The organism is Streptomyces sp. NPDC051921 (genome assembly GCF_040680975.1).
GTDB lineage: Bacteria > Actinomycetota > Actinomycetes > Streptomycetales > Streptomycetaceae > Streptomyces.
The window spans coordinates 262,208-286,821 of the sequence record NZ_JBFAXU010000002.1 but is presented as its reverse complement, the minus strand read 5'-3'; the positions used below and the strand labels follow the sequence as shown (position 1 = coordinate 286,821).

The 24,614-nt window shown below is 71.7% G+C and carries 23 protein-coding genes; 9 read left to right on the top strand and 14 right to left on the bottom strand.

The window, feature by feature from the left end; all coding sequences use genetic code 11:
* Positions 1-142: 142 nt before the first annotated feature.
* The 3 genes from AB0M16_RS03905 to AB0M16_RS03895 are packed head-to-tail and all read left to right on the top strand — an operon-like array spanning position 143 to position 2,051.
* Positions 143-1,096, top strand: a complete 954-nt coding sequence (locus AB0M16_RS03905) for a LysR family transcriptional regulator (protein WP_365338405.1) — start codon at positions 143-145, stop codon at positions 1,094-1,096.
* A complete protein-coding gene (locus AB0M16_RS03900) occupies positions 1,093-1,593 on the top strand; it encodes a hypothetical protein (protein WP_365338403.1) in 501 nt (166 codons plus the stop codon). The genes AB0M16_RS03905 and AB0M16_RS03900 overlap by 4 nt, the downstream gene beginning before the upstream one ends.
* Positions 1,590-2,051 carry a GNAT family N-acetyltransferase gene (locus tag AB0M16_RS03895; RefSeq protein WP_365338401.1) on the top strand — a complete coding sequence of 154 codons (462 nt, stop codon included), beginning with the start codon at positions 1,590-1,592 and terminating at the stop codon, positions 2,049-2,051. Before AB0M16_RS03900 ends, AB0M16_RS03895 begins: the two co-directional genes overlap by 4 nt.
* 57 nt (positions 2,052-2,108) lie before the next feature.
* Here AB0M16_RS03895 and AB0M16_RS03890 read toward each other — a convergent pair whose 3' ends face one another.
* Together AB0M16_RS03890 and sodN are read right to left on the bottom strand one after the other, a co-directional pair.
* Complete coding sequence (locus tag AB0M16_RS03890; protein ID WP_365338399.1) at positions 2,109-3,242, bottom strand: hypothetical protein; 1,134 nt, start codon at positions 3,240-3,242, stop codon at positions 2,109-2,111.
* Positions 3,243-3,375: 133 nt separating this feature from the next.
* On the bottom strand, positions 3,376-3,771 hold the full coding sequence (gene sodN, locus AB0M16_RS03885; protein WP_030207400.1) for a superoxide dismutase, Ni: 396 nt from the start codon (positions 3,769-3,771) through the stop codon (positions 3,376-3,378).
* Positions 3,772-3,913: 142 nt separating this feature from the next.
* On the opposite strand from sodN, the gene sodX reads away from it, so the two are divergent.
* Complete coding sequence (gene sodX / locus AB0M16_RS03880; RefSeq protein WP_365338397.1) at positions 3,914-4,345, top strand: nickel-type superoxide dismutase maturation protease; 432 nt, start codon at positions 3,914-3,916, stop codon at positions 4,343-4,345.
* Here the strand turns inward: sodX and AB0M16_RS03875 are convergent.
* On the bottom strand, positions 4,252-4,878 hold the full coding sequence (locus tag AB0M16_RS03875) for a CGNR zinc finger domain-containing protein (RefSeq protein ID WP_365338395.1): 627 nt from the start codon (positions 4,876-4,878) through the stop codon (positions 4,252-4,254). The two genes, sodX and AB0M16_RS03875, sit on opposite strands and share 94 nt — an antisense overlap.
* A gap of 95 nt (positions 4,879-4,973) precedes the next feature.
* On the opposite strand from AB0M16_RS03875, the gene AB0M16_RS03870 reads away from it, so the two are divergent.
* Positions 4,974-5,747, top strand: coding sequence for a class I SAM-dependent methyltransferase (locus AB0M16_RS03870; protein WP_365338393.1), 774 nt, complete (start codon positions 4,974-4,976; stop codon positions 5,745-5,747).
* 371 nt (positions 5,748-6,118) lie between these two features.
* Here the strand turns inward: AB0M16_RS03870 and AB0M16_RS03865 are convergent, their stop codons facing one another.
* The 3 genes from AB0M16_RS03865 to AB0M16_RS03855 are packed head-to-tail and all read right to left on the bottom strand — an operon-like array spanning position 6,119 to position 8,828.
* Positions 6,119-6,880, bottom strand: a complete 762-nt coding sequence (locus AB0M16_RS03865; protein WP_365338392.1) for an amino acid ABC transporter ATP-binding protein — start codon at positions 6,878-6,880, stop codon at positions 6,119-6,121.
* The gene (locus AB0M16_RS03860) at positions 6,877-7,818 is read right to left on the bottom strand and encodes an amino acid ABC transporter permease (RefSeq protein WP_365338390.1); all 942 of its coding nucleotides are present in this window, start codon (positions 7,816-7,818) and stop codon (positions 6,877-6,879) included. Before AB0M16_RS03860 ends, AB0M16_RS03865 begins: the two co-directional genes overlap by 4 nt.
* Before the next feature lie 32 nt (positions 7,819-7,850).
* The gene (locus AB0M16_RS03855) at positions 7,851-8,828 is read right to left on the bottom strand and encodes an ABC transporter substrate-binding protein (protein ID WP_365338388.1); all 978 of its coding nucleotides are present in this window, start codon (positions 8,826-8,828) and stop codon (positions 7,851-7,853) included.
* Between the two features lie 533 nt (positions 8,829-9,361).
* Between AB0M16_RS03855 and AB0M16_RS03850 the strand changes: the two genes are divergently transcribed.
* From AB0M16_RS03850 to AB0M16_RS03840, 3 genes are all read left to right on the top strand, one after another.
* Positions 9,362-10,573 carry an NADP-dependent malic enzyme gene (locus AB0M16_RS03850; protein ID WP_365338386.1) on the top strand — a complete coding sequence of 404 codons (1,212 nt, stop codon included), beginning with the start codon at positions 9,362-9,364 and terminating at the stop codon, positions 10,571-10,573.
* A gap of 267 nt (positions 10,574-10,840) precedes the next feature.
* On the top strand, positions 10,841-11,806 hold the full coding sequence (locus AB0M16_RS03845; RefSeq protein WP_365338384.1) for a zinc-binding dehydrogenase: 966 nt from the start codon (positions 10,841-10,843) through the stop codon (positions 11,804-11,806).
* A 90-nt stretch (positions 11,807-11,896) separates the two neighbouring features.
* On the top strand, positions 11,897-13,270 hold the full coding sequence (locus AB0M16_RS03840) for a cellulase family glycosylhydrolase (RefSeq protein ID WP_365338382.1): 1,374 nt from the start codon (positions 11,897-11,899) through the stop codon (positions 13,268-13,270).
* 122 nt (positions 13,271-13,392) lie between these two features.
* Here AB0M16_RS03840 and AB0M16_RS03835 read toward each other — a convergent pair whose 3' ends face one another.
* Entirely contained in the window at positions 13,393-14,316 is a 924-nt protein-coding gene (locus AB0M16_RS03835) for a helix-turn-helix transcriptional regulator (RefSeq protein ID WP_365338380.1), read from the bottom strand.
* A gap of 1 nt (position 14,317) precedes the next feature.
* A complete protein-coding gene (locus tag AB0M16_RS03830; RefSeq protein ID WP_365338378.1) occupies positions 14,318-15,193 on the bottom strand; it encodes a DUF4097 family beta strand repeat-containing protein in 876 nt (291 codons plus the stop codon).
* 191 nt (positions 15,194-15,384) lie between these two features.
* On the opposite strand from AB0M16_RS03830, the gene AB0M16_RS03825 reads away from it, so the two are divergent.
* Positions 15,385-16,203 (top strand): hypothetical protein, encoded by an 819-nt coding sequence (locus AB0M16_RS03825; RefSeq protein ID WP_365338376.1) that lies wholly within the window; start codon positions 15,385-15,387, stop codon positions 16,201-16,203.
* Between the two features lie 258 nt (positions 16,204-16,461).
* Here AB0M16_RS03825 and AB0M16_RS03820 read toward each other — a convergent pair whose 3' ends face one another.
* The 6 genes from AB0M16_RS03820 to AB0M16_RS03795 all read right to left on the bottom strand — a co-directional run bounded on the left by AB0M16_RS03820 (position 16,462) and on the right by AB0M16_RS03795 (position 24,584).
* Positions 16,462-16,644: a DUF6104 family protein gene (locus tag AB0M16_RS03820; protein ID WP_019075209.1), complete on the bottom strand. Its 183-nt coding sequence runs from the start codon at positions 16,642-16,644 to the stop codon at positions 16,462-16,464.
* Positions 16,645-16,726: 82 nt separating this feature from the next.
* Positions 16,727-20,503, bottom strand: coding sequence for a multifunctional oxoglutarate decarboxylase/oxoglutarate dehydrogenase thiamine pyrophosphate-binding subunit/dihydrolipoyllysine-residue succinyltransferase subunit (locus tag AB0M16_RS03815; protein ID WP_365338374.1), 3,777 nt, complete (start codon positions 20,501-20,503; stop codon positions 16,727-16,729).
* 280 nt (positions 20,504-20,783) lie between these two features.
* Positions 20,784-21,836: a HAMP domain-containing sensor histidine kinase gene (locus tag AB0M16_RS03810; protein ID WP_365338740.1), complete on the bottom strand. Its 1,053-nt coding sequence runs from the start codon at positions 21,834-21,836 to the stop codon at positions 20,784-20,786.
* 95 nt (positions 21,837-21,931) lie between these two features.
* The gene (locus AB0M16_RS03805) at positions 21,932-22,666 is read right to left on the bottom strand and encodes a response regulator transcription factor (protein ID WP_365338372.1); all 735 of its coding nucleotides are present in this window, start codon (positions 22,664-22,666) and stop codon (positions 21,932-21,934) included.
* 60 nt (positions 22,667-22,726) lie between these two features.
* Positions 22,727-23,410 (bottom strand): spermidine synthase, encoded by a 684-nt coding sequence (locus AB0M16_RS03800; protein ID WP_365338370.1) that lies wholly within the window; start codon positions 23,408-23,410, stop codon positions 22,727-22,729.
* Positions 23,411-23,513: 103 nt separating this feature from the next.
* Positions 23,514-24,584: a 5'/3'-nucleotidase SurE gene (locus tag AB0M16_RS03795; protein WP_365338368.1), complete on the bottom strand. Its 1,071-nt coding sequence runs from the start codon at positions 24,582-24,584 to the stop codon at positions 23,514-23,516.
* Positions 24,585-24,614: the final 30 nt, after the last annotated feature.

Below are 24,614 nucleotides of genomic sequence, written 5' to 3'. Positions count from 1 at the left end.
GATGGGGAATGATGTCATCCGCCGATAACGCGATGACATCACGCCAATCTCAACTCGACGTCACAGTAAGCCACTTGACGTGACGGAAGGTGGTGCGCGGGTGGTCTGGCGCGGGGCCCGAAAGGCCCCCTAACCTCGGAGCATGGAGCTGGAGGTGAGGCACCTGCGGGCGCTCTGCGCCATCGCGGACACCGGCAGCCTGCACAAGGCCGCCCGCCAACTCGGCGTCAGCCAGCCCTCCCTGACCACCCAGCTCCGCCGCATCGAGAACGCCCTCGGCGCCGAGCTCTTCTCCAGGGGCCGCACCGGCTGCCACCCCACGCCGCTCGGCCGCACCGTGCTCAGCCGGGCCCGACCGCTCGTCGACGGCCTGTCGGCGCTCATCGCCGAGACACGGGCCGCCGCCGCCCGCACCGGCGGCCCGTCGCTCCGGGTCGGCTCCACGGCCAGTCGCGCCCTGCCGGGCTGGCTGCGCCGGCTCCGCGAGGACCAGCCCGGCACGGACATCGCCCTGCGCGTGGACGTCTCCGCCAACGCCCTGCTGCGCACGGTGGCCGCCGGCCAGCTCGACCTGGCCTTCGTCCACGAGGTCGAGGGCTGCCCGCTGCGGGTCCCGGAGGGCCTCCAGGGCCGCGTACTGGTGGAACGGGAGCCCCAGTTCATCTCCATGGCCCGCGACCACCCGGCGGCGGCCCGCGAGGTCGTCGACCTCGCCGACCTGGCCCACGACCGCTGGACGGTCGACCCGGCCGTCGACGGCGAATGGGACGGGCTGCGCCGGGTCCTGGCCGCCGCGGGCCTCGACCCGCCGGTGCTGCAGGCGGACTACCACACCGCCGCCTCGCTGATCGCCCTCGGCGAGGCCGTCGCCCCGTGCCAGCCCACCTCGGGCCCGCGGGAGGACATGGCCGTCCGCCCCCTGCGCGGCGACCCGCTGGCCGTCCGGCTGCTGCTGTTCGCGGCCCCGGGGGTGCCGCTCGACCGGCCGTACGCGGAACTGACCGCCGCCTACCGCGAGGCGGCCCTGCGCGCGGCGCCGTACCGCCGGTGGCTGCGCGCGGGCGGGACGGCGGGACCGTGCATGATGACGGTATGAGCGATCACGGGGACTGGGGCGCCGCCATGGCGCTGGCGGATGACCATCACGCGCGCACGGCACGGCCGTTGGGCTCCAGGCGGCTCGCGGGCCACGTCCTGAAGCCGTACGGCCTGGAGGCCCCCGGCCGTACGGTGGGCGAGGCGGAGCTGGCCCCCGTCCTCCACCTGGCGGCGGACCACCTGGCGCTGGGCCGTCACCGGGGCTCGCTGGGTCTCGCGGTGCTCGTCGCGCACGCGGGCGGCGACGGCGACTACGTGCTCGTCCACAGCTGGATCGAGGGGCACATGTCGGACCTCGCGATCTGGACCGGCCCGGCCGCCCGCCCCGCCGAACTCCGCCCCGGCCGCGCCGGGCTCGCCCCCTGCGTCTGGGAGGCCGCGATCCTGTCCCACGAGCGGGAGGCCTTCGTGCGGCACGTCCTCGACGGCACCGGCCCGGCGGAACGGCGCGTGGCCGCGTGGGCCGCGGACGCCCTCGCGGGGGAGGTCCGATGAGCGTCCCCCTCGTCCGCCACGCCCACCCCGAGGACCTGCCCCGGGTCGCGGAACTGGCCGCCGAACACGCCGCCTACGAGAACGCCGCGCCCCCGCCCCCGGGCCTGGCCGCCGGACTCCACCGCCTCCTGTTCGCCACCGAGGCGCCCCGCCTGCGCTGCCTGGTCGCCGAACTCCCCGACGGCACCGTCGCCGGCTACGCCACCTGCGCCCCGGAGATCTCCACGTGGGGCGCCGCCGAGTACCTCCACATGGACTGCCTCTACCTCACGGAGACCGCCCGGGGCCACGGCCTCGGCGCCCTCCTGATGGCCGCGATCCGCAGGGAGGCCCGCGCTCTCGGCCTCACCGAGATCCAATGGCAGACCCCCACCTGGAACGACGGCGCCATCCGCTTTTACGACCGCCTGGGCGCCACGTCGAAGGAGAAGCGCCGCTACTCCCTGCCGGCGCGCTGACGGGCAGCGGGGACGCCGGCGACGCCCCCGGCATCGGCCGCACGACCGGCGACGCGTTCAGGCCTGAGGCGGCCAGGGCCCGGCGAGCAGGCGTTCCGCCTCGGTGACGATCGCCTCCGCTCGTTGTTCCCTGTCGCCGCGCCGGATCGCCTCCCAGGCGTTGTAGGCGTCCGTCCTGTCGACCAGTGGCCTGAGCGCCTGCGGTCGGGCCAGTGCGCCCCAGCCTTCGTACGTGATCAGGTCGCCGCCGGCGCCGGGGGCCAGGCTGCCCTTGACGATCAGCCGGAGCCACCAGCGGACGAGTTCCCAGCGAACCTCCTCCCAGGGGAGGTCGGTGGTGTCGGCCGGAAGTGCCCGGCACAGTCCGAGTTCGGTCACCACCCGGTCGAACAGGGCCTCGGCCTGCTCGTGCTCGGAGCGGGTCAGTCCGGCGAGGAGGGGCAGGGACTCGGTCCCGACGTCGAGGACCAGGGCCGTGAGGCCGGCCTCGACGAGCTGCTCAGGAAGGTGCCGTCGGCCGATCAGGCGCTCCAGGGCCAGCATCCGGAGGCAGTCGAGTGCCTCCTGCGGGCTCGTGGCGTACGGGGTGAACGGCGTGGGCAGGCTGACGTCGGTGCCTGGACCGCCCTCGACGAAGCAGGCCCAGAAGTCGACGGTCGTGTGGGCGAGGCGGCTGCTCGGGCGGCCGGTGAACTCGTGGTGGACGTAGTCCGCGAGATCGTTCCCGTAGGTGACGACGTCGGTCTGCCAGACGGAGAGCACCGGATGACCCGACTCGCCCGCCGTGCCGGGCAGGTAACGGTGCGCGTAGACGGGTATCAGCCGCGGCACGGTCGCCAGCTCGGCACGCGCGACGCGCAGCGCGTCGGACGTCTCCGCGGGCCTCGACGGCCAGAGCGGGTGCCAGAACCCGTTGTGCTCCACGTCGAAGAGCACGCCCTCCACCGGCCGCGCCAGCCGCTCGGCCAGGTCCTCGGGGTCGCCGTTGCGCCAGTCGGGCCACCGCGAGGAGCCGAGGGGGAGCCCCGCGGCGAGGAAGACCCGGTGGTCCGCCGAGAAGGTGAAGCCGAACCGGGCCTCCACCGCGTCGAGTTCCCGCTCGCTGAGCCCCGGGCCGATCTCGGCGCGGAGCACGCCCTGGAGGCGCCGGGCGGCTTCCACGGTCAGGGGCGCGGGCGAGGGCGTGGTCATGCCCACCAGCCTAGTGAGCGGTGCGGGCCGGGGAACGGCGGGAGCCCGGGAGGGCGGGAGGTCCCACGACCGCACGCAGAAGGGGCCCGGCCGCCGTGCGGCCGGGCCCCTTCCGGGCAGGTGGGGAAGAAGGTCAGGCCTTCTTCGTCTCCCAGAAGATGCGGTCGATCTCGGCGATGAGCTCCAGCGCCTTCTCGCCCGTCTTCGGGTCCGTCGAGGCCTTCGCCGCCGACAGGGCCTTCAGGGTGTCGTTCACGAGCTGGTTGAGCTCGGGGTACTTCTCGAAGTGCGGCGCCTTGAAGTAGTCGCTCCACAGCACCGAGACGTGGTGCTTGGCGAGCTCCGCGCGCTGCTCCTTGATGACCGTGGCGCGGGCCCGGAAGTGCGGGTCCTCGTTGGCCTGGTACTTCTCCTGGACGGCCTTGACCGACTCGGCCTCGATGCGGGCCTGGGCCGGGTCGTACACGCCGCACGGGAGGTCGCAGTGGGCGCTGACCTTCACCTTGGGGGCAAACAGGCGGGAGAGCATGCTGCTGTCCTTCCTCGTGATCGTCTTCTCAGGTGGGACATTACTCGGTGAGGGGCGTGTTTTCGCGAGCGCCCCCTGGTGCTTAGGACAAAAGTCCAGGGTCACCATGGGACTCGTGGACGATCGGACCGGGAGGTGTCGAATGGTGGAATCGGGGCGTGAGCCCGGGCGCGAGTCCGGGGCCCCGTTCGGGATCGCCGAGGTGACGGGGGTGTCGATGGTGCCCACCCTGCTGCACGGCGATCAGCTGTTCGTGCATTACGGGGCCCGGCTGCGGGCCGGGAACGTGGCCGTGTTGCGGCATCCCCTGCAGCAGGACCTGCTCATCGTGAAGCGGCTCGTCGAGCGGCGGGACGGCGGGTGGTGGGTGCTGGGGGACAACCCGGACGCCGAGGGGGACAGCCGGGTGTTCGGCGTCGTACCGGAGCAGCTCGTGCTCGGGCGGGTGCGGGCGCGGTACCGGCCCGTCACCCCCGGGCGTCAGCGGTCGGTCGGGGTGGTCGTCTCCTGGTTGCTGTCGGCCGTGAGGCCGGTGCGCTCCGCCTCCGCCTCCAGGCGCTTGCGGGCGCGGTAGGCGGCCACGTTGGCGCGGGTCGCGCAGCGGTCGGAGCAGTAGCGCCGGGAGCGGTTCGTGGAGGTGTCCAGGTAGGCGTTGCGGCAGGGCGAGGCCTGGCACAGACCGAGGCGGTCGGCGCCGAACTCCGTGAGGTGGAAGGCGAGCCCCATCGCGGCGATGGCCGCGTAGCCCGCGGTCGCGTTCGACGGGTGATCCGCGAGGTGCATGTGCCAGCGCGGCCGCCCCTCGTCGTCGAGGTAGTCGTGGCCGGAGATCTGCGGGCTGACCGGGAACTCCAGGAGCAGGGAGTTCAGGAGGTCCACCGCACCGGTGTGGTCGCCCTCGTCCGCCGCGGTGAAGACCGCGCGCAGCCGGGCGCGTACCGAACGGAAGCGCGTCACGTCGGCGTCCGTCGCCCGGCGGGCCATCTGGGAGGCCGTGCCGAAGAGCTCCCGGACCGCTTCGACGGAGGTGAGCGAGTCCTTGTTGCGGGCCGGCTCCTCGGTGTTGACCAGACGTACGGCGTAATCCGAGTAATAGGCCAGTTCCACTTGTAGTCCTTACTCCGGCGGGCTAGGGTCGGGGCGGGGAAGGGTAAGCGACGCCTTCCCTTCGAGGGTATTACGACGGCAGTGGAGGCGGAGCCATGACCGGACGCACGGACGCGAAGACGACCGGAACCGACTGGGCGGCCTGGCAGCAGAGCTGGGACCGCCAGCAGGAGTGGTACATGCCCGACCGCGAGGAGCGGTTCCGCGTCATGCTCGACATGGTCGAGGCGGTCGTGGGACCGGAGCCCCGCGTGCTCGACCTCGCCTGCGGTACGGGAAGTATCACGGACCGGGTGCTCCGCCGGTTCCCGCGCGCCACCAGCACCGGGGTCGATCTCGACCCCGCCCTGCTCGCGATCGCCGAGGGCTACTTCGACGGCGACGCCCGCGTCCGCTTCGTGACCGCCGACCTCAAGGACCCGGCGTGGGCCGACGCGCTGCCGTACGACTCGTACGACGCCGTCCTGACCGCCACCGCCCTGCACTGGCTGCACAGCGAGCCCCTGGCCGCCCTCTACGGGCAGGTCGCCGGTCTCGTGCGGGAAGGCGGGGTCTTCATGAACGCCGACCACATGATCGACGGGACCACCCCGCGCATCAACGCCGCCGAGCGTGCCCAGCGGCACGCCCGCATGGAGCAGGACAAGGCCGACGGCGTCCTCGACTGGGCCGACTGGTGGGCGCTCGCCGCCAAGGACCCGGTCCTCGCCGAACCGACCGCCCGCCGCTTCGAGATCTACGGGGAGCACGCGGACGGCGACGCGCCCTCGCCCCGCTGGCACGCCGACACCCTCCGCGCCGCAGGCTTCGCCGAGGCCCGGACCGTATGGGCCTCGCCGTCGGACACGCTGCTGCTCGCGGTGAAGTAGCCGCACGCCGGAACGGGAATGCGTGCCGGGCCGACCCGGCCGGGCAGGTTCGCGTCCGCACAACACGCTCAGGTCTTCCTCGAATGCGCCGGGGCCGCCGGGTGCCACGGCTAGCGTCTTTCGCGCACCGGGGCGCGTCGCAGGCATCCCGGACGCACCGACAGGACAGAGGGGGCGACTACGACTTCCCCGAAGGGAAGCTCGACGGCACGAGCCGCTATCTCGTGCACTTCAAGGTCGAGTCGCAGGACGGCCCGAGCGGGAGGCCGGTGTACTACGTGGCCGGCCCGGTCGGATACGTGTCCGGCCGCTGACGCGGGCTGCGAAAGCCGAACGGCCCGCCGGTTTCCACCGGCGGGCCGTTCGCTTTGCTACAGCACCTTCGACAGGAACGCCTTCGTCCGGTCGTGCTGCGGGTTCGTCAGAACGTCCCGCGGGTGGCCGGACTCGACGACGACGCCGCCGTCCATGAAGACGAGCGAGTCGCCCACCTCGCGGGCGAAGCCCATCTCGTGGGTGACGACGATCATCGTCATGCCCGATTCCGCCAGGTCGCGCATGACGTCGAGGACGTCACCCACGAGCTCGGGGTCGAGGGCCGAGGTCGGCTCGTCGAAGAGCATCAGCTTGGGCTCCATCGCCAGCGCACGGGCGATGGCGACGCGCTGCTGCTGGCCGCCGGAGAGCTGCGAGGGGTAGTTGTTCGCCTTGTCGGCCAGGCCGACGCGGTCGAGCAGGCGCTCGGCGCGCTCGCGCGCCACCGCCCTGGACTCGCCCTTCACCTGCATCGGCGCCTCCATGACGTTGGCCAGGGCCGTCATGTGCGGGAAGAGGTTGAAGCGCTGGAAGACCATGCCGATGTCCCGGCGCTGGGCCGCGACCTCGCTGTCCTTCAGCTCGTACAGCTTGTCGCCCTTCTGGCGGTAGCCGACCAGCTGGCCGTCGACCGAGAGCCGGCCGGCGTTGATCTTCTCCAGGTGGTTGATGCAGCGCAGGAAGGTGGACTTGCCGGAGCCGGACGGACCGACCAGGCAGAACACCTCACCGTTCTGCACCTCCAGGTCGATGCCCTTGAGGATGTGCGCGGCGCCGTAGGACTTGTGGACGCCCTCGGCCTTCACCATGGCAGTCACTTGGCCACCGCCTCACGGTTGGAGAATCGGGAGAGGTTCGCCTTGACCTTCTGCCACGGCGTCGGCGGCAGGGAGCGCAGTGCGCCCTTCGCGTAGTGCCGCTCCAGGTAGTACTGGCCGACGCTGAACACCGAGGTCAGCGCCAGGTACCAGACCGAGGCGACGAAGAACATCTCCATCACCGCGAACGAGGTCGAGGCGATGTCCTGTGCGCTGCGCAGCAGGTCCTGGTACTGCACCGCGACGACCAGGGACGAGGTCTTCAGCATGTTGATGAACTCGTTGCCGCTCGGCGGGATGATCACGCGCATCGACTGCGGCAGGATCACCCGGCGCATGGTCCTGCCCTGGGACATGCCGAGCGCGTGCGCGGCCTCGGTCTGCCCCTCGTCGACGGACTGGATGCCCGCGCGGACGATCTCCGCCATGTAGGCGCCCTCGTTGAGGCCGAGGCCCAGGAGGGCGGCCAGGAAGGGGGTCATGACGTCGGTCATCTCGTCCTTGTAGAACCCGATGTTGAAGATCGGGAAGATCAGGGCGAGGTTGAACCAGATGAGCAGCTGGACGTAGACCGGGGTCCCCCGGAAGATCCAGATGTAGAGCCAGGCGACGCTGTTGGTCACCGGGTTCTTCGAGAGGCGCATGATCGCGAAGATGATGCCGAGCACGAGGCCCAGCGCCATCGAGGCCACGCTGATCAGGATGGTGTGCCACAGACCCGTGAGGATGCTCGGGTCGAAGAGCTTCTCCGGCACGGTGGCCCAGCGCACGTCGCCCTGCGAGAAGGCGAAGACGAGCAGGGCCAGGAGGGCGACGACCAGCACTCCGGCGACCCAGCGGCCGTAGTGGCGCACCGGAATGGCCTTGATCGCCTCCGGGGGGGTCCCCGCCGGGACGGGGGACGCCCCGGCCGGGACCTTGTCGATCTTGTCAGTCACAACGACTGCCCTTCGGTGTTACGGGACGAGGGTCAGGAGCCGCCGTTGATCTTGGCCGCGGGGATGGCGCCGTCGCCGGCGTTCCACTTGTCGAGGGCGGCCTTGTAGCTGCCGTCCTTGATGGCCGCGTCCAGGGCAGCGGCGAGGGCGTCCCGCAGCTGCGTGTTCTTCTTGTCGACGGCGATGCCGAAGAAGCCCGCGTCGGTCTTGTTGGCGATGGCCTCGAAGTCGTTGCCGCCACCCGCCGTCTGGGCGATGTAGGCCGCGACCGGCGAGTCGTTGAGGTCGGCGACGGCGCCACCGGCCTTCACGCGGGTCTGAGCCTCGGCGTCGGTCGGGAAGGACTCGAAGGTGAGGGCCGGCTTGCCGTCCTTCTTGCACTTCTCGGCCTGGTCCTTGGCGGCCTGCTCGTACGTGGTGCCGCGCTGGACGGCCAGCTTCTTGCCGCACAGGTCGTCGAGGGACTTGATGTTCTCCGGGTTGCCCTTCTTCACCAGGATGCCGGTGGAGGCGGTGAAGTAGTCGACGAAGTCGACACCGGTGCCGGTCTTGTTGCCCTTGTCGTCCAGGCCCTCCTGGCGGGCCTTGGTGTCGGTCATGGAGGACATCACGATGTCCGTCCGGCCGGTCGGCAGGGCGGTGAGGAGGGTGTCGAAGGTGCCGCTCTCGAACTGGAAGGTCACACCGAGCTGCTTGGAGAGGGCAGCCGCGATGTCGGGGTCGACACCGACGATCTCCTCGCCCTTCTTGAACTCCATCGGGGCGTAGGTGGCGTCCGTGCCGACCTTGATGACGCCGGCCTTCTGGATGTCGGCGGGGAGCTTGGAGAAGAGGGGGGCCTTGCTCGCGGCGGCGGAGGAGGAGCCGCCCTCCTTCGTGGAGCCGCCCTCGGTCTGGTCGCCGCAGGCGGTCAGCAGCATCGAGCCGGCGACCGCGATGGCGGCGACCGCGGCAAGACGGGACGTCCGGCTCTTGGCGACGGTCGTACAGCGCGTGGAGCGTGCGGTCATGGTCGGGTTCCTCCGGCGTGTGAGGGAGTTGCCTTAGGCCGCGCACGCACCTTCGAGTGCCGCGACCTCGTGTGATTCACGCATCTTGCCATTCGGACTGCCTCAATCCGATGGGACCGGATGTCAAAATCGGGTAACGGGACGTCCCGGAATGTCGGACACCAGTCCCCCCTAGGGAGAACTTCTCCGGAGAAGTGTTCCCCGCACCGAAAATTATCCCGCTGATCTCGCCATTCGGACGACACGAAGCCCGCTATTCGGGTAGGGAATGCATCTTTCGGGACATCGGGTGACGTGTCGTTCTCTGTCTGCACCCGGTAGCGCTCGGTATGAGTCGCGTCACCGATGCTGTATCGACTCGTCTCCGGACCCGTCCGTCCGGTAAGAAGGATCCTTACACCCCTCATCCGGGGCTCAGGGCGCGTTGTGCGGCGCGCCCGCGCGGCTGCCAGACACGGCGGCCGCGGGACCCGCCCACCTCCTCAACAGGGAGTGGCCACCCTCAAATGAAGAAGACTTAAGGGGTCAACCCAATGGCAGCGGAGATCGTCAATCCTCGCAGCGACAGCGGCACGGAAGGGGCTCCCGGCGAGCCCTTCGATCCGGCCTTCGCGCTGCACCGCGGCGGCAAGATGGCCATCCAGGCCACGGTGCCGCTGCGCGACAAGGACGACCTGTCCCTCGCGTACACGCCCGGCGTCGCCAAGGTGTGCACGGCAATCGCGGAGCAGCCCGAGCTGGTCAACGACTACACCTGGAAGTCCCAGGTCGTGGCCGTCGTGACCGACGGCACGGCCGTGCTCGGACTCGGCGACATCGGTCCGGAGGCCTCGCTTCCGGTGATGGAGGGGAAGGCCATCCTCTTCAAGCAGTTCGGCGGCGTGGACGCGGTGCCGATCGCGCTCGCGACCACCGACACCGACGAGATCGTCGAGACCGTCGTCCGGCTCGCCCCGTCCTTCGGCGGCGTGAACCTGGAGGACATCTCGGCGCCCCGGTGCTTCGAGATCGAGCGCAAGCTCCAGGAGCGCCTGGACATTCCCGTCTTCCATGACGACCAGCACGGTACCGCGATCGTCACCCTCGCCGCCCTCCGCAACGCGGCGAAGCTGACCGACCGGACCCTGGGCGACCTGCGCGCGGTGATCTCGGGCGCCGGTGCGGCCGGTGTGGCCATCGCCAAGTTCCTGCTGGAGGCCGGCATCGGCGACGTCGCCGTCACCGACCGCAAGGGCATCGTGAGCACGGACCGTGACGACCTGACGGACGTCAAGCGCGAGATCGCGGAGCTCAGCAACAAGGCGGGCCTGTCGGGCTCCCTGGAGACCGCCCTCGCCGGCGCGGACGTCTTCATCGGCGTCTCCGGTGGCACGGTCCCGGAGGAGGCCGTCGCGTCCATGGCGCCGAACTCCTTCGTGTTCGCCATGGCCAACCCGAACCCCGAGGTGCACCCGGACGTCGCGCACAAGTACGCGGCGGTCGTGGCCACCGGGCGTTCGGACTACCCGAACCAGATCAACAACGTCCTGGCGTTCCCCGGCATCTTCGCCGGCGCGCTGCAGGTCCGGGCCTCCCGGATCACCGAGGGCATGAAGATCGCCGCGGCCGACGCCATCGCCGGCGTGGTCGGCGACCAGCTCGCCGCCGACCTCGTGATCCCGTCGCCGTTCGACGAGCGGGTCGCCCCGGCCGTCGCGGCCGCGGTCGCCGCCGCCGCCCGTGCGGAGGGCGTCGCCCGCCGCTGACGCGGAGTCGCGCAGTCGCGCAGTCGCGCAGCAGTCCCCGTGAAGGGCCCCGTACGACACGTACGGGGCCCTTCCTGCTCGTGCGGGGGGTGCGCGTCCCGTCCGGGAGGCCGCGTCCGCTCGGGGGGCCCGCGTCCGTCCGGGGTGCGCCGCCGCGAGGTGCCCCGGGCGGGCGGGTGCGCCGGGTGGGCGGCGCACCGGTGAGGGACATGCGTCACACCGGTGCGTGGTTCCGCGTGATCGGCGTCGGCCCCTAGTGTCGGGGCCATGTTCGCCGCCTACGCTGCCCGAATCGACCGCGACCAGCCCCTGAACGGCCTCGAACTGGGGGAACGCCCCGAGCCCGAGGTGCGGCCCGGCTGGACCACCGTCACCGTCAAGGCCGCCTCGCTCAACCACCACGACCTGTGGTCGCTGCGCGGGGTCGGACTGCCCGAGGAGAAGCTGCCGATGATCCTCGGCTGCGACGCCGCGGGCATCGACGAGCACGGCAACGAGGTCGTCCTCCACTCCGTCATCGGTCAGACCGGCCACGGGGTCGGCCCGGACGAGCCGCGCTCCATCCTGACCGAGCGTTACCAGGGCACCTTCGCCGAGCGCGTCACCGTGCCCAGCTGGAACGTGCTGCCCAAGCCGAAGGAGCTGTCCTTCGAGGAGGCCGCCTGCCTGCCGACCGCCTGGCTCACCGCGTACCGCATGCTCTTCACCAACGCGGGCGTACGGCCCGGGGACTCGGTCCTCGTGCAGGGTGCGGGCGGCGGCGTCGCCACCGCGGCCATCGCCCTGGGCAAGGCCGCCGGCCTGCGGGTCTTCGCCACCAGCCGGGACGAGGCCAAGCGGAAGCGGGCCGTCGAGCTGGGTGCCCTCGACGCCTACGAGCCCGGCGCGCGCCTGCCGCAGCGCGTGGACGCGGTCATCGAGACCGTCGGCGCCGCGACCTGGTCGCACTCGGTCAAGTCGCTGCGCCCCGGCGGCACGCTCGTCATCTCCGGTGCCACCAGCGGCGACCGGCCCTCGCACGCCGAGCTGACCCGGATCTTCTTCCTGGAGCTGAAGGTGGTCGGCTCGACCATGGGCTCCAAGGACGAGCTGGAGGACCTGCTCGCCTTCTGCGCAGCGACCGGCCTGCGGCCGGTGATCGACGAGGTGCTGCCGCTCGACCGGGCCCGCGAGGGCTTCGAGAAGATGGCGTCGGGCGAGCTCTTCGGAAAGATCGTCCTCACCAACTCGTGACGACCCCTTGATGACTTGTCAGTAATCCTGATGGGATCTCCGGCAGACGAAACGTGAACATCGCTCACCATCGTTGTGCCGGAGGTCCCCTTGTTGCGAACCACCCTTGTGGCGGGCGCCGTTCTCGCCTCGCTGCTCGCCCCTACCGCCGCTCACGCGGACACCGGCGGGGACGCGATACCCGCCCTCACCGACGCGCGCGGCCGCGCGCTCACCCTGCGCGGCTGGAACCTCGCGGACAAGGCCCACAGCGGGGACCAGGCGCTCAGCGGCATCACCGAGAAGCACTTCCGCGACATGCGGGCCAAGGGCTTCAACTTCGCCCGCCTGGTGGTCTTCTGGGACGACCTGGAACCGCGGCGGGGCCAGTACAGCGAGGCCTACCTCCGGAAGATCGAGCGCGTCCTGGGCTGGGCCGAGAAGCACGACGTGCACGTGGTCCTCGACGCCCACCAGGACGTCTTCGGTCCCGCGTTCGGCCACCGGGGCATCCCTGCCTGGGCGACCCGGACGGACGGGCTGCCCTTCACCCCGCACCCCGACGACTGGTTCTCCGAGTACTTCGAACCCGCCGTGCAGCGGGCCTTCACCCACCTCTACGAGGACCCGGACCTGCGGCGCGCCCAGGCCCGGATGTGGCGCGTGCTCGCCGAGCGCTTCCGGAACCACCCGGCCGTCCTCGGCTACGACCTGATCAACGAGCCCATGGGCGAGCTCCGTGAGGGCGAGGACCTGCCGACCGCCGCGCGCCGGATCGAGCGCGAGCAGCTGACGCCGATGTACAACCGGCTGGCGGACGAGGTCCGTTCGGCCGACCGGGACGGCTGGATCTTCGTCGAGCCGACCCCGATCGTGGGCGAGGGCGTTCCCACCGGCCTGGGCCGCGTCGACGACCCCAGGGTCGTCTACGCCCCGCACTTCTACAACGGCGGCATGGAGGCGGGCGCCGACTACGACCCCGCGGCAGGCTGGATCGAGAACTACGAGCAGGCCGTCACCGCGTACCCCAAGGAGTACAAGGTCCCCGTGGTGGTCGGGGAGTGGGGCCCGCTCAACAACTCCCTGCCCAACATGAACCGCTTCTTCCGCGAGGCGATGGCCTCCCTCGGCCGCTACAGCTCGGGCTGGGCGGGCTGGGAGTGGTGCTACGGAGGCGGCTACTGCGCGGTGGACGGCGCCGGAGCCTTCCGTACGAACAAGGAACTGACCGCCGAGCCCTACGCCGAGGCCGTCGCCGGCACGGTCCGCACCACCTCCTACGACTCCGGGGCCGGCGTCTACCGCCTGGACTACGACTCCGCCGCCCGGCGCGGCCCCCGTGTCACCGAGCTCTCCCTGCCCCCGGGCGCGTGGCAGGTCGCGGCCCGGGGGAGGGCGATCGTGCTCCGCCCCCAGCAGGGCAAGGCCCTCGTCCTGGCGGCCCCGGGCGCGCCCGTGTCGGTGACCGTGACGCGACGGGGCTGAGGCGGCCGGGGCGGCGGAGGCGGACCGGCCGGGAGGGCGAGCGGCGGGGCGGCGGAGGGAAACCGGCCGGGAGGGCGAGCGGCGGGCAGGCCGGCCGGTGTGGCCGGCCGGGGCCGCGGGTCCTACAGGTCGCCGCTTCGTTCCGGCTTCAGCAGCGACAGGATGCTGTCCGCCGCCGCGCCCAGGTGGCGTCGGGCCTCGGCCATCTGGTCGCGGCTGACGCCGTGGTCGCGGGCCGCGTCGCGGATGTCGTCGCGGAAGCGGTCGAGGAGCCGGTCGAGCTCGCGGGCCGGCTCGGCCGCGGCGTCGATGTCCTTGGCCCAGTCGGAGACCGCCTGCTCGGGGGAGGCGGGGCGGGTCGAGGGCGAGCCGTGGGCCGAACCCGTCACCAGGCTGCCCAGCTGGGCGGTGATGTCCGAGATGCCCTCCCAGACTCCCTTGGGCCACTCACCGCGGGACATCCGGTCCTGCACCTGCTCCTGGACCTGCTGGGCGATCCGCTGGAACTCCTTCGCCTGGCGCTTGGCCGACTGGGCCTCGGCCCGTGCCTGCCGGGTCTGCTCCTTCCACTCCTCGCGCGCCTTCCGGGCCTGCTCCTTCCACTCCTGGCGGGCCTTGCGCAGCTCCTCCTTGGCGTCGGGGAAGTCCGAGGACGTGCTGCGGGAGGCCGTCGCCGCCGCCCGCATCTCACTGCGCAGCTTGCCCGCCGCGCCGCGCACGTCGTCGCGGATCTCGGCGGCCAGCTCGGAGACGGACTCGCGGATCTCCAGCTCCAGGTCGGCCAGTTCGCCGTCGCGCCCGGCCAGCTCGGCCCGGCCGGCGTCGGTGATCGAGTAGACCTTGCGGCCGCCCTCGGTGGCGTGCGTGACCAGCCCTTCGGCCTCCAGCTTGGCGAGCCGCGGGTAGACGGTGCCCGCGGACGGGGCGTAGAGGCCCTGGAAGCGCTCCTCCAGGAGCCTGATGACCTCGTACCCGTGGCGGGGGGCCTCGTCGAGCAGCTTGAGCAGATAGAGGCGGAGACGACCGTGGGCGAAGACGGGCGGCATGTCAGAGGGCCTTTCCGGACGCGGGGGAGGGGGCGGTCCAGCCGTCGCCGTCCGGCTCGGGCTCGGGGCGGCGCAGCAGGGCGATGGAGCCGGAGATCGTGGTCGCCTTCAGCGTGCCCCGTCCGGCGCCGAGGGTGCCGGTGATGGACTTGGCGCCCCACTGGCCGCCGACCCGCAGGTCCTCGAAGGCGTTGGAGACGGCGCCGCTCGTGGTGCTCGCCTCGACCCGGGCGTCCGCCGGGTGCGGCAGCCGGATGGCGACCTCGCCGGAGACGCTGCTGAGCCGGATGTCGGCGGGCGGCCCGTCGAGGTCCGCCGCCGGGTCGAGGTCGATGACCATGTCCCCGCTGACGGTGTCGGCCTTCACGGAGGAGCAGGCCCCGTCGACCACGGTGACGTCGCCCGTCACGGAGTTGATCTGGAGCGCGCCGGTGACGGACTGCGCCTCCAGGTTCCCGGAAACGGTCTCGGCGCGGACCGGGCCTGCCAGGCCGACGAGGGTGGTGTCGCCGGTGACGCCGCGGACGGCCGTACGCCCCTTGATGCCGGAGATCACGGTCTCGGCGCCGATGGCCCCGACCTCGACGTCCGCACCGGCGGGGACGGCGACGGAGACGACGACCTTGCGCCGGTGTCCCTTGGGGTCCAGCCACTTGAGGAGGCCCTTCCAGTGCAGGTCCTCGTAGGTCACCGTCAGGGTGGAGCCCTCCTGCGAGACGATGAGCGGCGGGCCCTCGATCGCGGAGATCTCCAGGCGGGCGGAACTCTCGTCGGTGCCCACCACGTTCACCGTTCCGTTGACCACGCGGACCTGGAGCCGGGTCACGGACTCGGTCAGCGGGATCTTCCGGGGCTCGGTGACGGACCACTCTGTCATGGTGCTGCCCTCCCGTGTCATGGCCGGCGCCGACGCCCGAGGCGTGTGCCGGGTGACGCAACATATCGCGTCTTTCGCTATACACGATATATCGCGGTCGACCCAAGTCAACCCCGATTCACCCCCGACAGGGGCGTCTGAGGGTAGGGCATTCACCGTCGAACCGGGACAAGTTGGCCTAGCGTAGGGCCATGAACGCGACACCGGGTCCCCGTTCCGCCGGGGCGCTGCTGCTCTGCCGTGCCGAGTCGTCGGCGGTCCGTCCGCCGGCCCGCCTGCTGAGGGAACAGCTGCTGCTCGCGCCCGCCGGGCCCCATTGGAGCGTCCTCGTACCCGAGGGGAGGCCCTGGCTCGACGGCGGCGAGCCCGTCGAACGGGTCGTCACCGGCTGGGCCACCGCCCTCGCCGTCTCCGCCGCCACCTGGCCGGTGCTCGCCCTCTGGTGGGACGGGGACCGCGCCGGGTTCACGCTCGCCGCCGGATTCCGCCGCACCGTCGGATACACCTGGCTCGCCGACGGCACCCCGGTCGGCGAGGACGAGGCCATGCGCACCTTCGCCGCCCGGCTCCACCTCGACCCGGTCCTGGAAGTCCAGGCCCTGGAGCCGCTCACCCGGCCCGACCCGGACGCCGACGCCCACGCCCGGCTCGTCGGCCTCGCCGCGGTGCTCGCCGGCACCGGTCTCGCCCTGCCCACGGGGCTCGCCCCCGGCGACAGCCCCGACCGGCTCCGCTCCGTCGCCCACGCGCAGGGCGCCGAGCTCCTCGAAGCCGCGGGCCGGCGCGACGCGGTGCGCGCCGAACTGGATGTGCTGGAGGGCGGCCCGCTCGGCCCGTACCTGCGCGGCCCCCGGGCCCGCCACCTGGGTGTGGTCCAGCTCGCGGCCGGAGTGCCGCTGCTCGCCTGGGGGATCGGCCGCCGCAGCGGCGGCTGGACGGCGGCCGGCGTGCTGCTCGTCGCCCACGGGGCCCTGGGACTCGCCTACGACCGTCTGCGCGAGGTCCCCTAGGCCCACGGCCCTCGTGCGGCGCTCCCCGGCTCCGGCCCCCGTGCGGCGCTCCGGCCCACGCGCCCCGAGGCGCGCTCCCCGGCTCCCGCCCCACGGCGCTCCCTGGCCGGCGCCCCGGGCAGTCGGTCCCGGACCCTCGGCCCCGGACGATCCGCCCCGTCGATCCGCCCCGTCGATCGGCCTCGCCGATCTACACGTCGATCGGCCCTTGCGGGCGGGCCCCGGCTCGCTTCCGGGGCCGTGCCTCAGGCTTGCCGCCTACTCGTCGTCGTCCTCGTCGTCGAGACGTGCCAGCCAGGTCGCGAGGCGCTCGACCGGCACCTCGAAGTCGGGGTTGAGGTCGACGAACGTCCGCAGCTGCTCGGCGAGCCACTCGAAGGTGACCTCCTCCTCGCCGCGCCGCTTCTCCAGTTCCTCGATGCCACGGTCGGTGAAGTACATGCGATCAGAATAGGCCGTGGTGGAACGCCGGAGGCCCGGCACCCCGAGTGGGGTGCCGGGCCTCCGCGGTGTCCGGGACGCACTACGCGTCGAAGACCTCCGCGACCAGCTGGGCCTGCTCCGCCTGGTGGCGCTTGGCCGAGCCGACCGCCGGGGACGAGGAGTGCGGGCGGGAGATCCGGCGCAGGCGCTCGCCCGCCGGGATGTCCGCGCCGACCGCCAGGTCCAGGTGGTCGATCAGGTTGAGCGCGATGAACGGCCAGGCACCCTGGTTCGCCGGCTCCTCCTGCGCCCACAGGTACTTCGCGGCGTTCGGGTACTTGGCGATCTCGGCCTGCAGCTCGGCACCCGGCAGCGGGTACAGGCGCTCCAGACGGATGATCGCGGTCTCCGTGTCACCGCGCTTCTGACGCTCGGCCTCCAGGTCGTAGTAGACCTTGCCCGCGCAGAAGACGACCTTGCGGACGTCGGCCGGGTTGACCGTCGTGTCGCCGATCACCGGGCGGAAGCCGCCGGTGGTGAACTCCTCCACCTTCGACGCCGCGGCCTTCAGGCGCAGCATCGACTTCGGGGTGAAGACGATGAGCGGCTTGTGGTGCGGGTTGTGGACCTGCCAGCGCAGCAGGTGGAAGTAGTTCGACGGCAGCGTCGGCATGGCGACCGTCATGTTGTCCTGGGCGCACATCTGCAGGAAGCGCTCCGGGCGCGCGGACGAGTGGTCCGGGCCCTGGCCCTCGTAGCCGTGCGGCAGGAGCAGCGTGACGCCGGAGGTCTGGCCCCACTTCTGCTCGGCCGAGGAGATGAACTCGTCGACGACGGTCTGCGCGCCGTTGACGAAGTCACCGAACTGGGCCTCCCAGACGACCAGGGCGTCCGGGCGGGCCAGCGAGTAGCCGTACTCGAAGCCCATCGCCGCGTACTCGCTGAGCAGCGAGTCGTAGACGTTGTAGTGGGCCTGGTCCTCGGCCAGGTAGAGCAGCGGGGTGTAGTCCTCGCCGGTCTCCTGGTCCACCAGGACCGCGTGACGCTGGCCGAAGGTGCCGCGGCGGGAGTCCTGGCCCGAGAGGCGGACCGGGGTGCCCTCCATCAGCAGGGAGCCGATGGCGAGGGTCTCGCCGAAGCCCCAGTCGATGGTGCCGTCGTCGATCGAGGCCGCGCGGCGCTGCATCTGCGGCAGCAGACGGGGGTGGACCGTGATCCGCTCCGGGATGTTGACCTGCGACTCGGCGATCCGCTTCACGACCTCCTGGGAGACCGCGGTGGTGACGGCGACCGGGAACTCCGGCTTCGGGTCCGGGACCTGGGTCGGGGCCGGGGCGGCGGTGGCCTCGCGGACCTCCGCGAAGACCTTCTCCAGCTGGCCCTGGAAGTCCTGGAGCGCCTGCTCCGCCTCTTCCAGCGTGATGTCGCCGCGACCGATGAGCGACTCGGTGTACAGCTTGCGCACCGAACGCTTCTTGTCGATCAGGGTGTACATCTGCGGGTTGGTGAACTGCGGGTTGTCGCCCTCGTTGTGACCACGGCGGCGGTAGCAGATGAGGTCGATCACGACGTCCTTGTTGAACGTCTGGCGGAACTCGAAGGCGAGCCGCGCCACGCGGACGCAGGCCTCCGGGTCGTCGCCGTTCACGTGGAAGATCGGGGCCTCGATCATCCGCGCCACGTCGGTCGCGTACATCGACGAACGCGAGGACTCCGGGGCGGCGGTGAAGCCGACCTGGTTGTTGATGACGACGTGGACCGTGCCGCCGGTGCGGTAGCCGCGCAGCTGCGACATGTTGAGCGTCTCGGCCACGACGCCCTGGCCCGCGAAGGCCGCGTCGCCGTGCAGGGCGACCGGCAGGACGGTGAAGTCCGTGCCGCCCTTGTTGATGACGTCCTGCTTGGCGCGGGAGACACCCTCCAGGACCGGGTCGACCGCCTCCAGGTGCGAGGGGTTGGCGACCAGCGAGACCTTGATCTGCTCGCCGTCGAGGCCGGTGAAGGTGCCCTCGGCGCCCAGGTGGTACTTCACGTCGCCGGAGCCGTGCATCGACTTCGGGTCGAGGTTGCCCTCGAACTCGCGGAAGATCTGCGCGTACGACTTGCCGACGATGTTCGCGAGGACGTTCAGGCGGCCGCGGTGGGCCATGCCGATGACGACCTCGTCCAGGCGGGACTCCGCCGCGGAGTCGATGACCGCGTCGAGCAGCGGGATGACGGACTCGCCGCCCTCCAGCGAGAAGCGCTTCTGACCGACGTACTTGGTCTGCAGGAAGGTCTCGAAGGCCTCCGCCGCGTTCAGCCGGCGCAGGATGCGCAGCTGCTCCTCGCGCTCCACGCGCGCGTGGGGACGCTCCACGCGGTCCTGGATCCACTTGCGCTGCTTCGGGTCCTGGATGTGCATGAACTCGATGCCGGTGGTGCGGCAGTACGAGTCGCGGAGCACGCCGAGGATGTCGCGGAGCTTCATCATCGACTTGCCGGCGAAGCCGCCGACCGCGAACTCGCGCTCCAGGTCCCACAGGGTGAGGCCGTGCTCGGTGATGTCCAGGTCGGGGTGCTTGCGCTGCTTGTACTCCAGCGGGTCGGTGTCGGCCATGACGTGGCCGCGGACCCGGTAGGAGTGGATCAGCTCGAAGACGCGCGCGGCCTTGGTGACGTCGTCGTCGTGCGAGGCGTCGATGTCCTTGAGCCAGCGGACCGGCTCGTAGGGGATGCGCAGCGACTTGAAGACGTCGTCGTAGAAGCCGTCCTCGCCGAGGAGGAGGTTGGCGACGATCCGCAGGAACTCGCCGGAGGCCGCACCCTGGATGACCCGGTGGTCGTAGGTCGAGGTCAGGGTCATGACCTTGGAGATGCCCAGCTTGTTCAGGGTGTCCTGGGACGTGCCCTGGAACTCGGCCGGGTAGTCCATCGAGCCGACGCCCATGATGACCGACTGTCCGGGCATCAGACGCGGCACGGAGTGGACGGTGCCGAGGCCGCCGGGGTTGGTCAGGGAGACCGTGACGCCGGAGAAGTCCTCCATCGTCAGCTTGCCGACGCGGGCGCGCTTGACGATGTCCTCGTAGGCCTGCCAGAACTCGAAGAAGTTCAGGGTCTCGGCCTTCTTGATGCCGGCGACGACGAGCTGGCGGTCGCCGTTGGGCTTCACCAGGTCGATCGCGAGGCCGAAGTTCACGTGCTCCGGCTTGACCAGGGTCGGCTTGCCGTCCTTCTCCGCGAAGGAGTGGTTCATCGTCGGCATGGCCTTGATCGCCTGCACCATCGCGTAGCCGATCAGGTGCGTGAAGGAGATCTTCCCGCCCCGGGCGCGCTTCAGGTGGTTGTTGATCACGATCCGGTTGTCGAAGAGCAGCTTCACCGGGACGGCGCGGACGGACGTGGCCGTCGGCATCTCCAGCGAGGCGTTCATGTTCTTCGCGACCGCGGCGGCCGGGCCGCGCAGGGTGATCAGCTCGGGACCCGCGGGGGCCTCCGCGGCCGGCGCGGCCTTGGCGGGAGCCGGGGCGGCCTTCACGGCGGCCGGGGCGGCGGCGGGCTTCGCGGGAGCCGGGGCCGCGGGGGCCGCGGCGGCGGGCTGCGCGGCGGCCGGAGCGGCAGGCGCGGCCTGTGCGGGGCCCGTCTGCGTCGTGGCGGGCACGCTCTGGGTGCTCGGCGTGGTGGCGGCCGGGGCGGCGGGGGTCTCCGCGGCTCCGGGCTTGTAGTCGGCGAAGAAGTCCCACCAGGCACGATCGACCGAATTCGGGTCCTGGAGGTACTGCTGGTAGATCTCGTCGACGAGCCACTCATTGGCACCGAAGGCGGCCGCAGGGGACTGACCCTGCCCGTCTTGGTCGGTCGGGGAGCTCGGGGTACTGGGGGACTGAGACGACACGGCGGTAACCGCCCTCTTCCGCTTCACAAGGTGATGGACAGCGGAAATAAAGGCTACGCCTCCCCGGCCGGGAGGTGCAGGCCGGGCACTCCAACGTCGCGCAAGTCACACTTGACGGGGTGTTTCGGTGCCGTGAATGGCGGGAAACAACCGTGGTTCCGCTTCGGTGAGGGTACGGAGAAGCGCGGCTGCAGCCGTCGCGAGCCGCACCCCTGACCACGTCACGTGCACCTGTCGTACAAGGACACGCAGAACGAGAGCTTCCGGTTCGAACCCTACGTCAATCCCGCGGAGGAAAGCTGCCCGGAAGAGTGAGTCTGATGCGGCAGCCGCGTGACGATTCGGCCACTCCGATGTGGCCACCGTGCAGATCCACCGCCCAGCGGGCGATCGCGAGCCCCAGACCGGTGCCGCCGTCGCTCCCCGGGCCCTGCTGCGCCGGGACCGTGCCCCGGTTGAAGCGCTCGAAGACCTTGTGCCGCTCCGCCTCCGGAATGCCGGGGCCCTCGTCCTCGACCTCCAGCTCCAGCGAGTCCGGGGACGGCCCGCGCCGCGCCCGCACCGTCACGCGCCCGTGCGGCGGCGAGTGCTTCACCGCGTTGTCGATCAGGTTCGCCATCACCTGGTGCAGCCGCTCCGCGTCCGCGTCCGCGGTCAGCTCCGGCGGCGACACGTCCAGGTGCAGGTGCACGTCCGTGCGGTTGTGCAGGCCGGAGGTGGACGACAGGCCGCGCTGGGAGGCCGCCAGGTTCGCCTCCCGCAGGATCCCGGAGAGGTACGGCCACACCTCGAAGCGGCGCCGCCGCAGCGTGACGACACCGTTGTCGAGCCGTGACAGGTCCAGCAGCGTCTCCACGAGCCGGCCGAGCCGCTCGGTCTGCTTCAGGGCCGTGCGCATGGTCTCCGGATCGGCCTGCGAGACCCCGTCGACGACGTTCTCCAGGACCGCGCGCAGGGCGGCGATCGGGGTGCGCAGCTCGTGCGAGACGTTCGCGACCAGCTCCTTGCGGTGCCGGTCCACCGCCTCCAGGTCGTCGGCCATGCGGTTGATCGTCGAGGCCAGGTCGCCCAGCTCGTCACGGCGGTCCGCGCCGCGCACGCGGCGGCTGAAGTCGCCGCGGGAGATCGAGCCCGCCACCGTGTTCATCTCGTCCAGCGGGGCCGTCAGCGACTGTGCCACGAACTGGGTGATCAGCAGGGTCGCGATCATCGCGAAGATCGTGATGTAGCGGAACTCGGTCGAGGTCCGGATCGCCACCAGGGCGAGACCGGAGGTGAGCAGGACCGCCCCCACGACGAGGGCGCCCAGCTTCGTCTTGATCGAGATCGCTATGCGGCGCCGCCGTCCGGAATGTCCGGGGTGCCCGGGATGCCTGGGGAGCCCCGGGCGCACGGACCGCGTCGGCCGCTCTCCCGGCCCTCGCCGGCTCACGGCGCCGGGGTCTCCAGTGCGTATCCGACGCCATGGACCGTACGGATCCGCTCGGCCCCGATCTTCCGGCGCAGCGCCTTGATGTGGCTGTCCACGGTCCGGGTGCCGGAGGCGTCCGCCCAGTCCCACACCTCGGCGAGCAGCTGCTCGCGCGAGAGCACCGCGCGCGGGGTGTTGGCGAGGCAGACGAGCAGGTCGAACTCCGTCGGCGTCAGGTGCACGTCCTCGGCCCTGACCCGGACCCGGCGCTGCGCGTGGTCGATCTCCAGCTCGCCGAGGCGCAGGATGCCGCTGCGCGGCGTCACCGCCGCGAGCGCGGCCCGCTCCACCCGGCGCAGCAGTACGTGCACCCGGGCGGCCAGCTCGCGCATCGAGAACGGCTTCGTCATGTAGTCGTCGGCGCCGACGCCGAGGCCGACCAGCATGTCCGTCTCGTCGTCCCGCGCGGTGAGCATCAGGACCGGGACGGGCCGCTGGGCCTGCACCCGGCGGCACACCTCCAGGCCGTCGAAGCCGGGGAGCATCACGTCGAGGACCATCAGGTCCGGCTGCCAGGCCTCGGCGGCGTCCACGGCGGCCGGGCCGTCGGTCGCGGTCTGCACCAGGAAGCCCTCGGCGCGCAGCCGGGCGGAGATGGCGTCGACGATCGTCGCGTCGTCCTCGACGACGAGGACTCTGCGCTGGGCCCCCGGAGTCGCCGCACCCTGGTTCGTGGTGTGTGTCTGCTCCATTGCCCCGCCTCGCGTCGCCGATGTCGGTGCAGCAGCCTAGAGGCAGCGGCGCGGTCAAGGCTACGCAGGCGAGCGGGCGGGCCGGACGGCGAGGTGGACCACGTCGGGGACGCCCCGGGCAACGGGGATCTCTTCGGTCCGTACCCCGTTGAATCCGGCATTCCGCAACGACTCTTCGAAATCGGCGGACGGCTGCGCCGACCACACGGCGAGGATTCCGCCCGGGTTGAGGCGGGCCGCGCAGGCCGCCAAACCCTCGGCGGAATAAAGGGATTCGTTGTCCTCGGTGACCGTCCAGTCGGGCCCGTTGTCGATGTCCAGACAGAGGGCGTCGTACGTGTCCGCGGTCGTGCGGAGGTAGCCGACGAGGTCCGTGTGCAGGATCACGGTGCGCGGGTCGGCGAACGCGGCGCCCGAGATCGCGTCGAGCGGCCCTTCGCGGTGCCAGTCGATGATCGCGCCCTCACGCTCGGCGACGGCGATCCTGCCCCAGCGGGGGTCGGCCGCGGCGTGGGCGAGGGAGAAGCCCACGCCCAGACCGCCGATGAGCACGGAGGGACGCGACCGGCCGCCCGGCGGCAGCGCCTCGAGCGCCGCGTCGACCAGGAGGCGCTCCGATCGCCCGTCGGAGGTGTCCATGAGGAAGGTGCCGTTGGCGATGATCTCGTAGTGCGTGTCCCGCCGGCGCAGGACGACTTCTCCGTACGGGCCCTCGCGGCGGTCGAGGGTGACGGGGCTGGTCATGTGCGTACTCCGTGGCTCGGTGCGTACGGGTTGTCCCGGCCATCCTCGTCCGTGGCGGACGGCCGGGACAAACGCGTATCGCCGTCCGGCGACGGGGTGTTGACTACGGGCGCGGGGCCTCGTGCCGCACGTACCGCTCGACGCGGTCGAGCTCGCGGCGGGCGTCCACCGGGGTGCCGTACGTGCGGTCCCAGGTGATCGGGACGATGGTGACGTGGCCCTTGTCGAGGAGCCAGGTCGAGTCGGCGTCCGCGCGCCCCTCGGCGCACTCGCCCTCGCCGCTGCCGTCGAAGGGGCACAGGCCGAGCGCGATGTCGAAGGAGTCGCTCGTGCCGCGCTGTTCGAAGGCGTGGTGGACGACGGCGCCGTCGCCGACCCGGGTCCACACCGGGGCCTTCGCCCGCTGCCCGGCGCTGACGTCCGGGTAGTCGACCTTGAGCGCGAAGGCGGGGGTCAGCAGGTCGCGCCGGCGCAGGTCGGCGACGAGCCGGGCGCCGAACTCGGCGTTCGCGCGGTAGTTCTCGCGGGGGAAGGCGGTGTTCGTCCGGTCCCCGGAGGAGGAGAACGCGAGCGCGGGGACGCCCTGGTCGATGGCCGCCACGGCGGCGCCGACGGTGCCGGAGTCGTTGACGCTCGCCGAGATGTTCGGGCCCGAGTTGATGCCGGTGAGGACCAGGTCGGGGGCCTGCTGCCAGCCCACCTTCGCTCTCAGGCCGCCGCGCAGGGCGAGCTTGACCGTGTCGGCGGGGGTGGCGCTCGGGGTGTCCGCGGCGCAGGGGCCGGCGGACAGGCAGACGCCGTAGACCGCGCCCCGGGACGGGGCGGACGAGCAGTCCGCCGCGTAGCCGGCGGGCAGCTCGGTACGGCGCTGGGCGGTGACGACGCCGCCGTTCGTGACGGCGGTGCCCTTGCCCGACTGGACCTGCCAGGGCGCCATCACGACGACGTCGGCGCCGGCGGCGCACATCGCTCGGCGCAGCTCGTAGAGGCCGAGGCCGTCGGAGTTGCTCGGCCTGGCGGCCTGCATGGAGTCGTCGTTGGAGATCAGCACGCGCATGCCGGCGAGGGGCGTGGCGGCGGGGGCGCCGGGGGACGTGGGCGCGGCCGCGTAGGCGGTGGCTCCGGCGGCCACGAGGGCGGCTGCGGCGGTGGACAGGGCGAGGTACTTGCGCATGGCGGTGCGCCCCTTTCATGGGCATGACAC

Bases quoted from the DNA above. Each gene is read 5' to 3' on its own strand.
- AB0M16_RS03905 (WP_365338405.1), top strand. From the start codon at position 143: ATGGAGCTGGAGGTGAGGCACCTGCGGGCGCTCTGCGCCATCGCGGAC.
- AB0M16_RS03900 (WP_365338403.1), top strand. From the start codon at position 1,093: ATGAGCGATCACGGGGACTGGGGCGCCGCCATGGCGCTGGCGGATGAC.
- AB0M16_RS03895 (WP_365338401.1), top strand. From the start codon at position 1,590: ATGAGCGTCCCCCTCGTCCGCCACGCCCACCCCGAGGACCTGCCCCGG.
- AB0M16_RS03890 (WP_365338399.1), bottom strand. From the start codon at position 3,242: ATGACCACGCCCTCGCCCGCGCCCCTGACCGTGGAAGCCGCCCGGCGC.
- sodN (WP_030207400.1), bottom strand. From the start codon at position 3,771: ATGCTCTCCCGCCTGTTTGCCCCCAAGGTGAAGGTCAGCGCCCACTGC.
- sodX (WP_365338397.1), top strand. From the start codon at position 3,914: ATGGTGGAATCGGGGCGTGAGCCCGGGCGCGAGTCCGGGGCCCCGTTC.
- AB0M16_RS03870 (WP_365338393.1), top strand. From the start codon at position 4,974: ATGACCGGACGCACGGACGCGAAGACGACCGGAACCGACTGGGCGGCC.
- AB0M16_RS03855 (WP_365338388.1), bottom strand. From the start codon at position 8,828: ATGACCGCACGCTCCACGCGCTGTACGACCGTCGCCAAGAGCCGGACG.
- AB0M16_RS03850 (WP_365338386.1), top strand. From the start codon at position 9,362: ATGGCAGCGGAGATCGTCAATCCTCGCAGCGACAGCGGCACGGAAGGG.
- AB0M16_RS03845 (WP_365338384.1), top strand. From the start codon at position 10,841: ATGTTCGCCGCCTACGCTGCCCGAATCGACCGCGACCAGCCCCTGAAC.
- AB0M16_RS03835 (WP_365338380.1), bottom strand. From the start codon at position 14,316: ATGCCGCCCGTCTTCGCCCACGGTCGTCTCCGCCTCTATCTGCTCAAG.
- AB0M16_RS03830 (WP_365338378.1), bottom strand. From the start codon at position 15,193: ATGACAGAGTGGTCCGTCACCGAGCCCCGGAAGATCCCGCTGACCGAG.
- AB0M16_RS03825 (WP_365338376.1), top strand. From the start codon at position 15,385: ATGAACGCGACACCGGGTCCCCGTTCCGCCGGGGCGCTGCTGCTCTGC.
- AB0M16_RS03820 (WP_019075209.1), bottom strand. From the start codon at position 16,644: ATGTACTTCACCGACCGTGGCATCGAGGAACTGGAGAAGCGGCGCGGC.
- AB0M16_RS03805 (WP_365338372.1), bottom strand. From the start codon at position 22,666: ATGGAGCAGACACACACCACGAACCAGGGTGCGGCGACTCCGGGGGCC.
- AB0M16_RS03800 (WP_365338370.1), bottom strand. From the start codon at position 23,410: ATGACCAGCCCCGTCACCCTCGACCGCCGCGAGGGCCCGTACGGAGAA.
- AB0M16_RS03795 (WP_365338368.1), bottom strand. From the start codon at position 24,584: ATGCGCAAGTACCTCGCCCTGTCCACCGCCGCAGCCGCCCTCGTGGCC.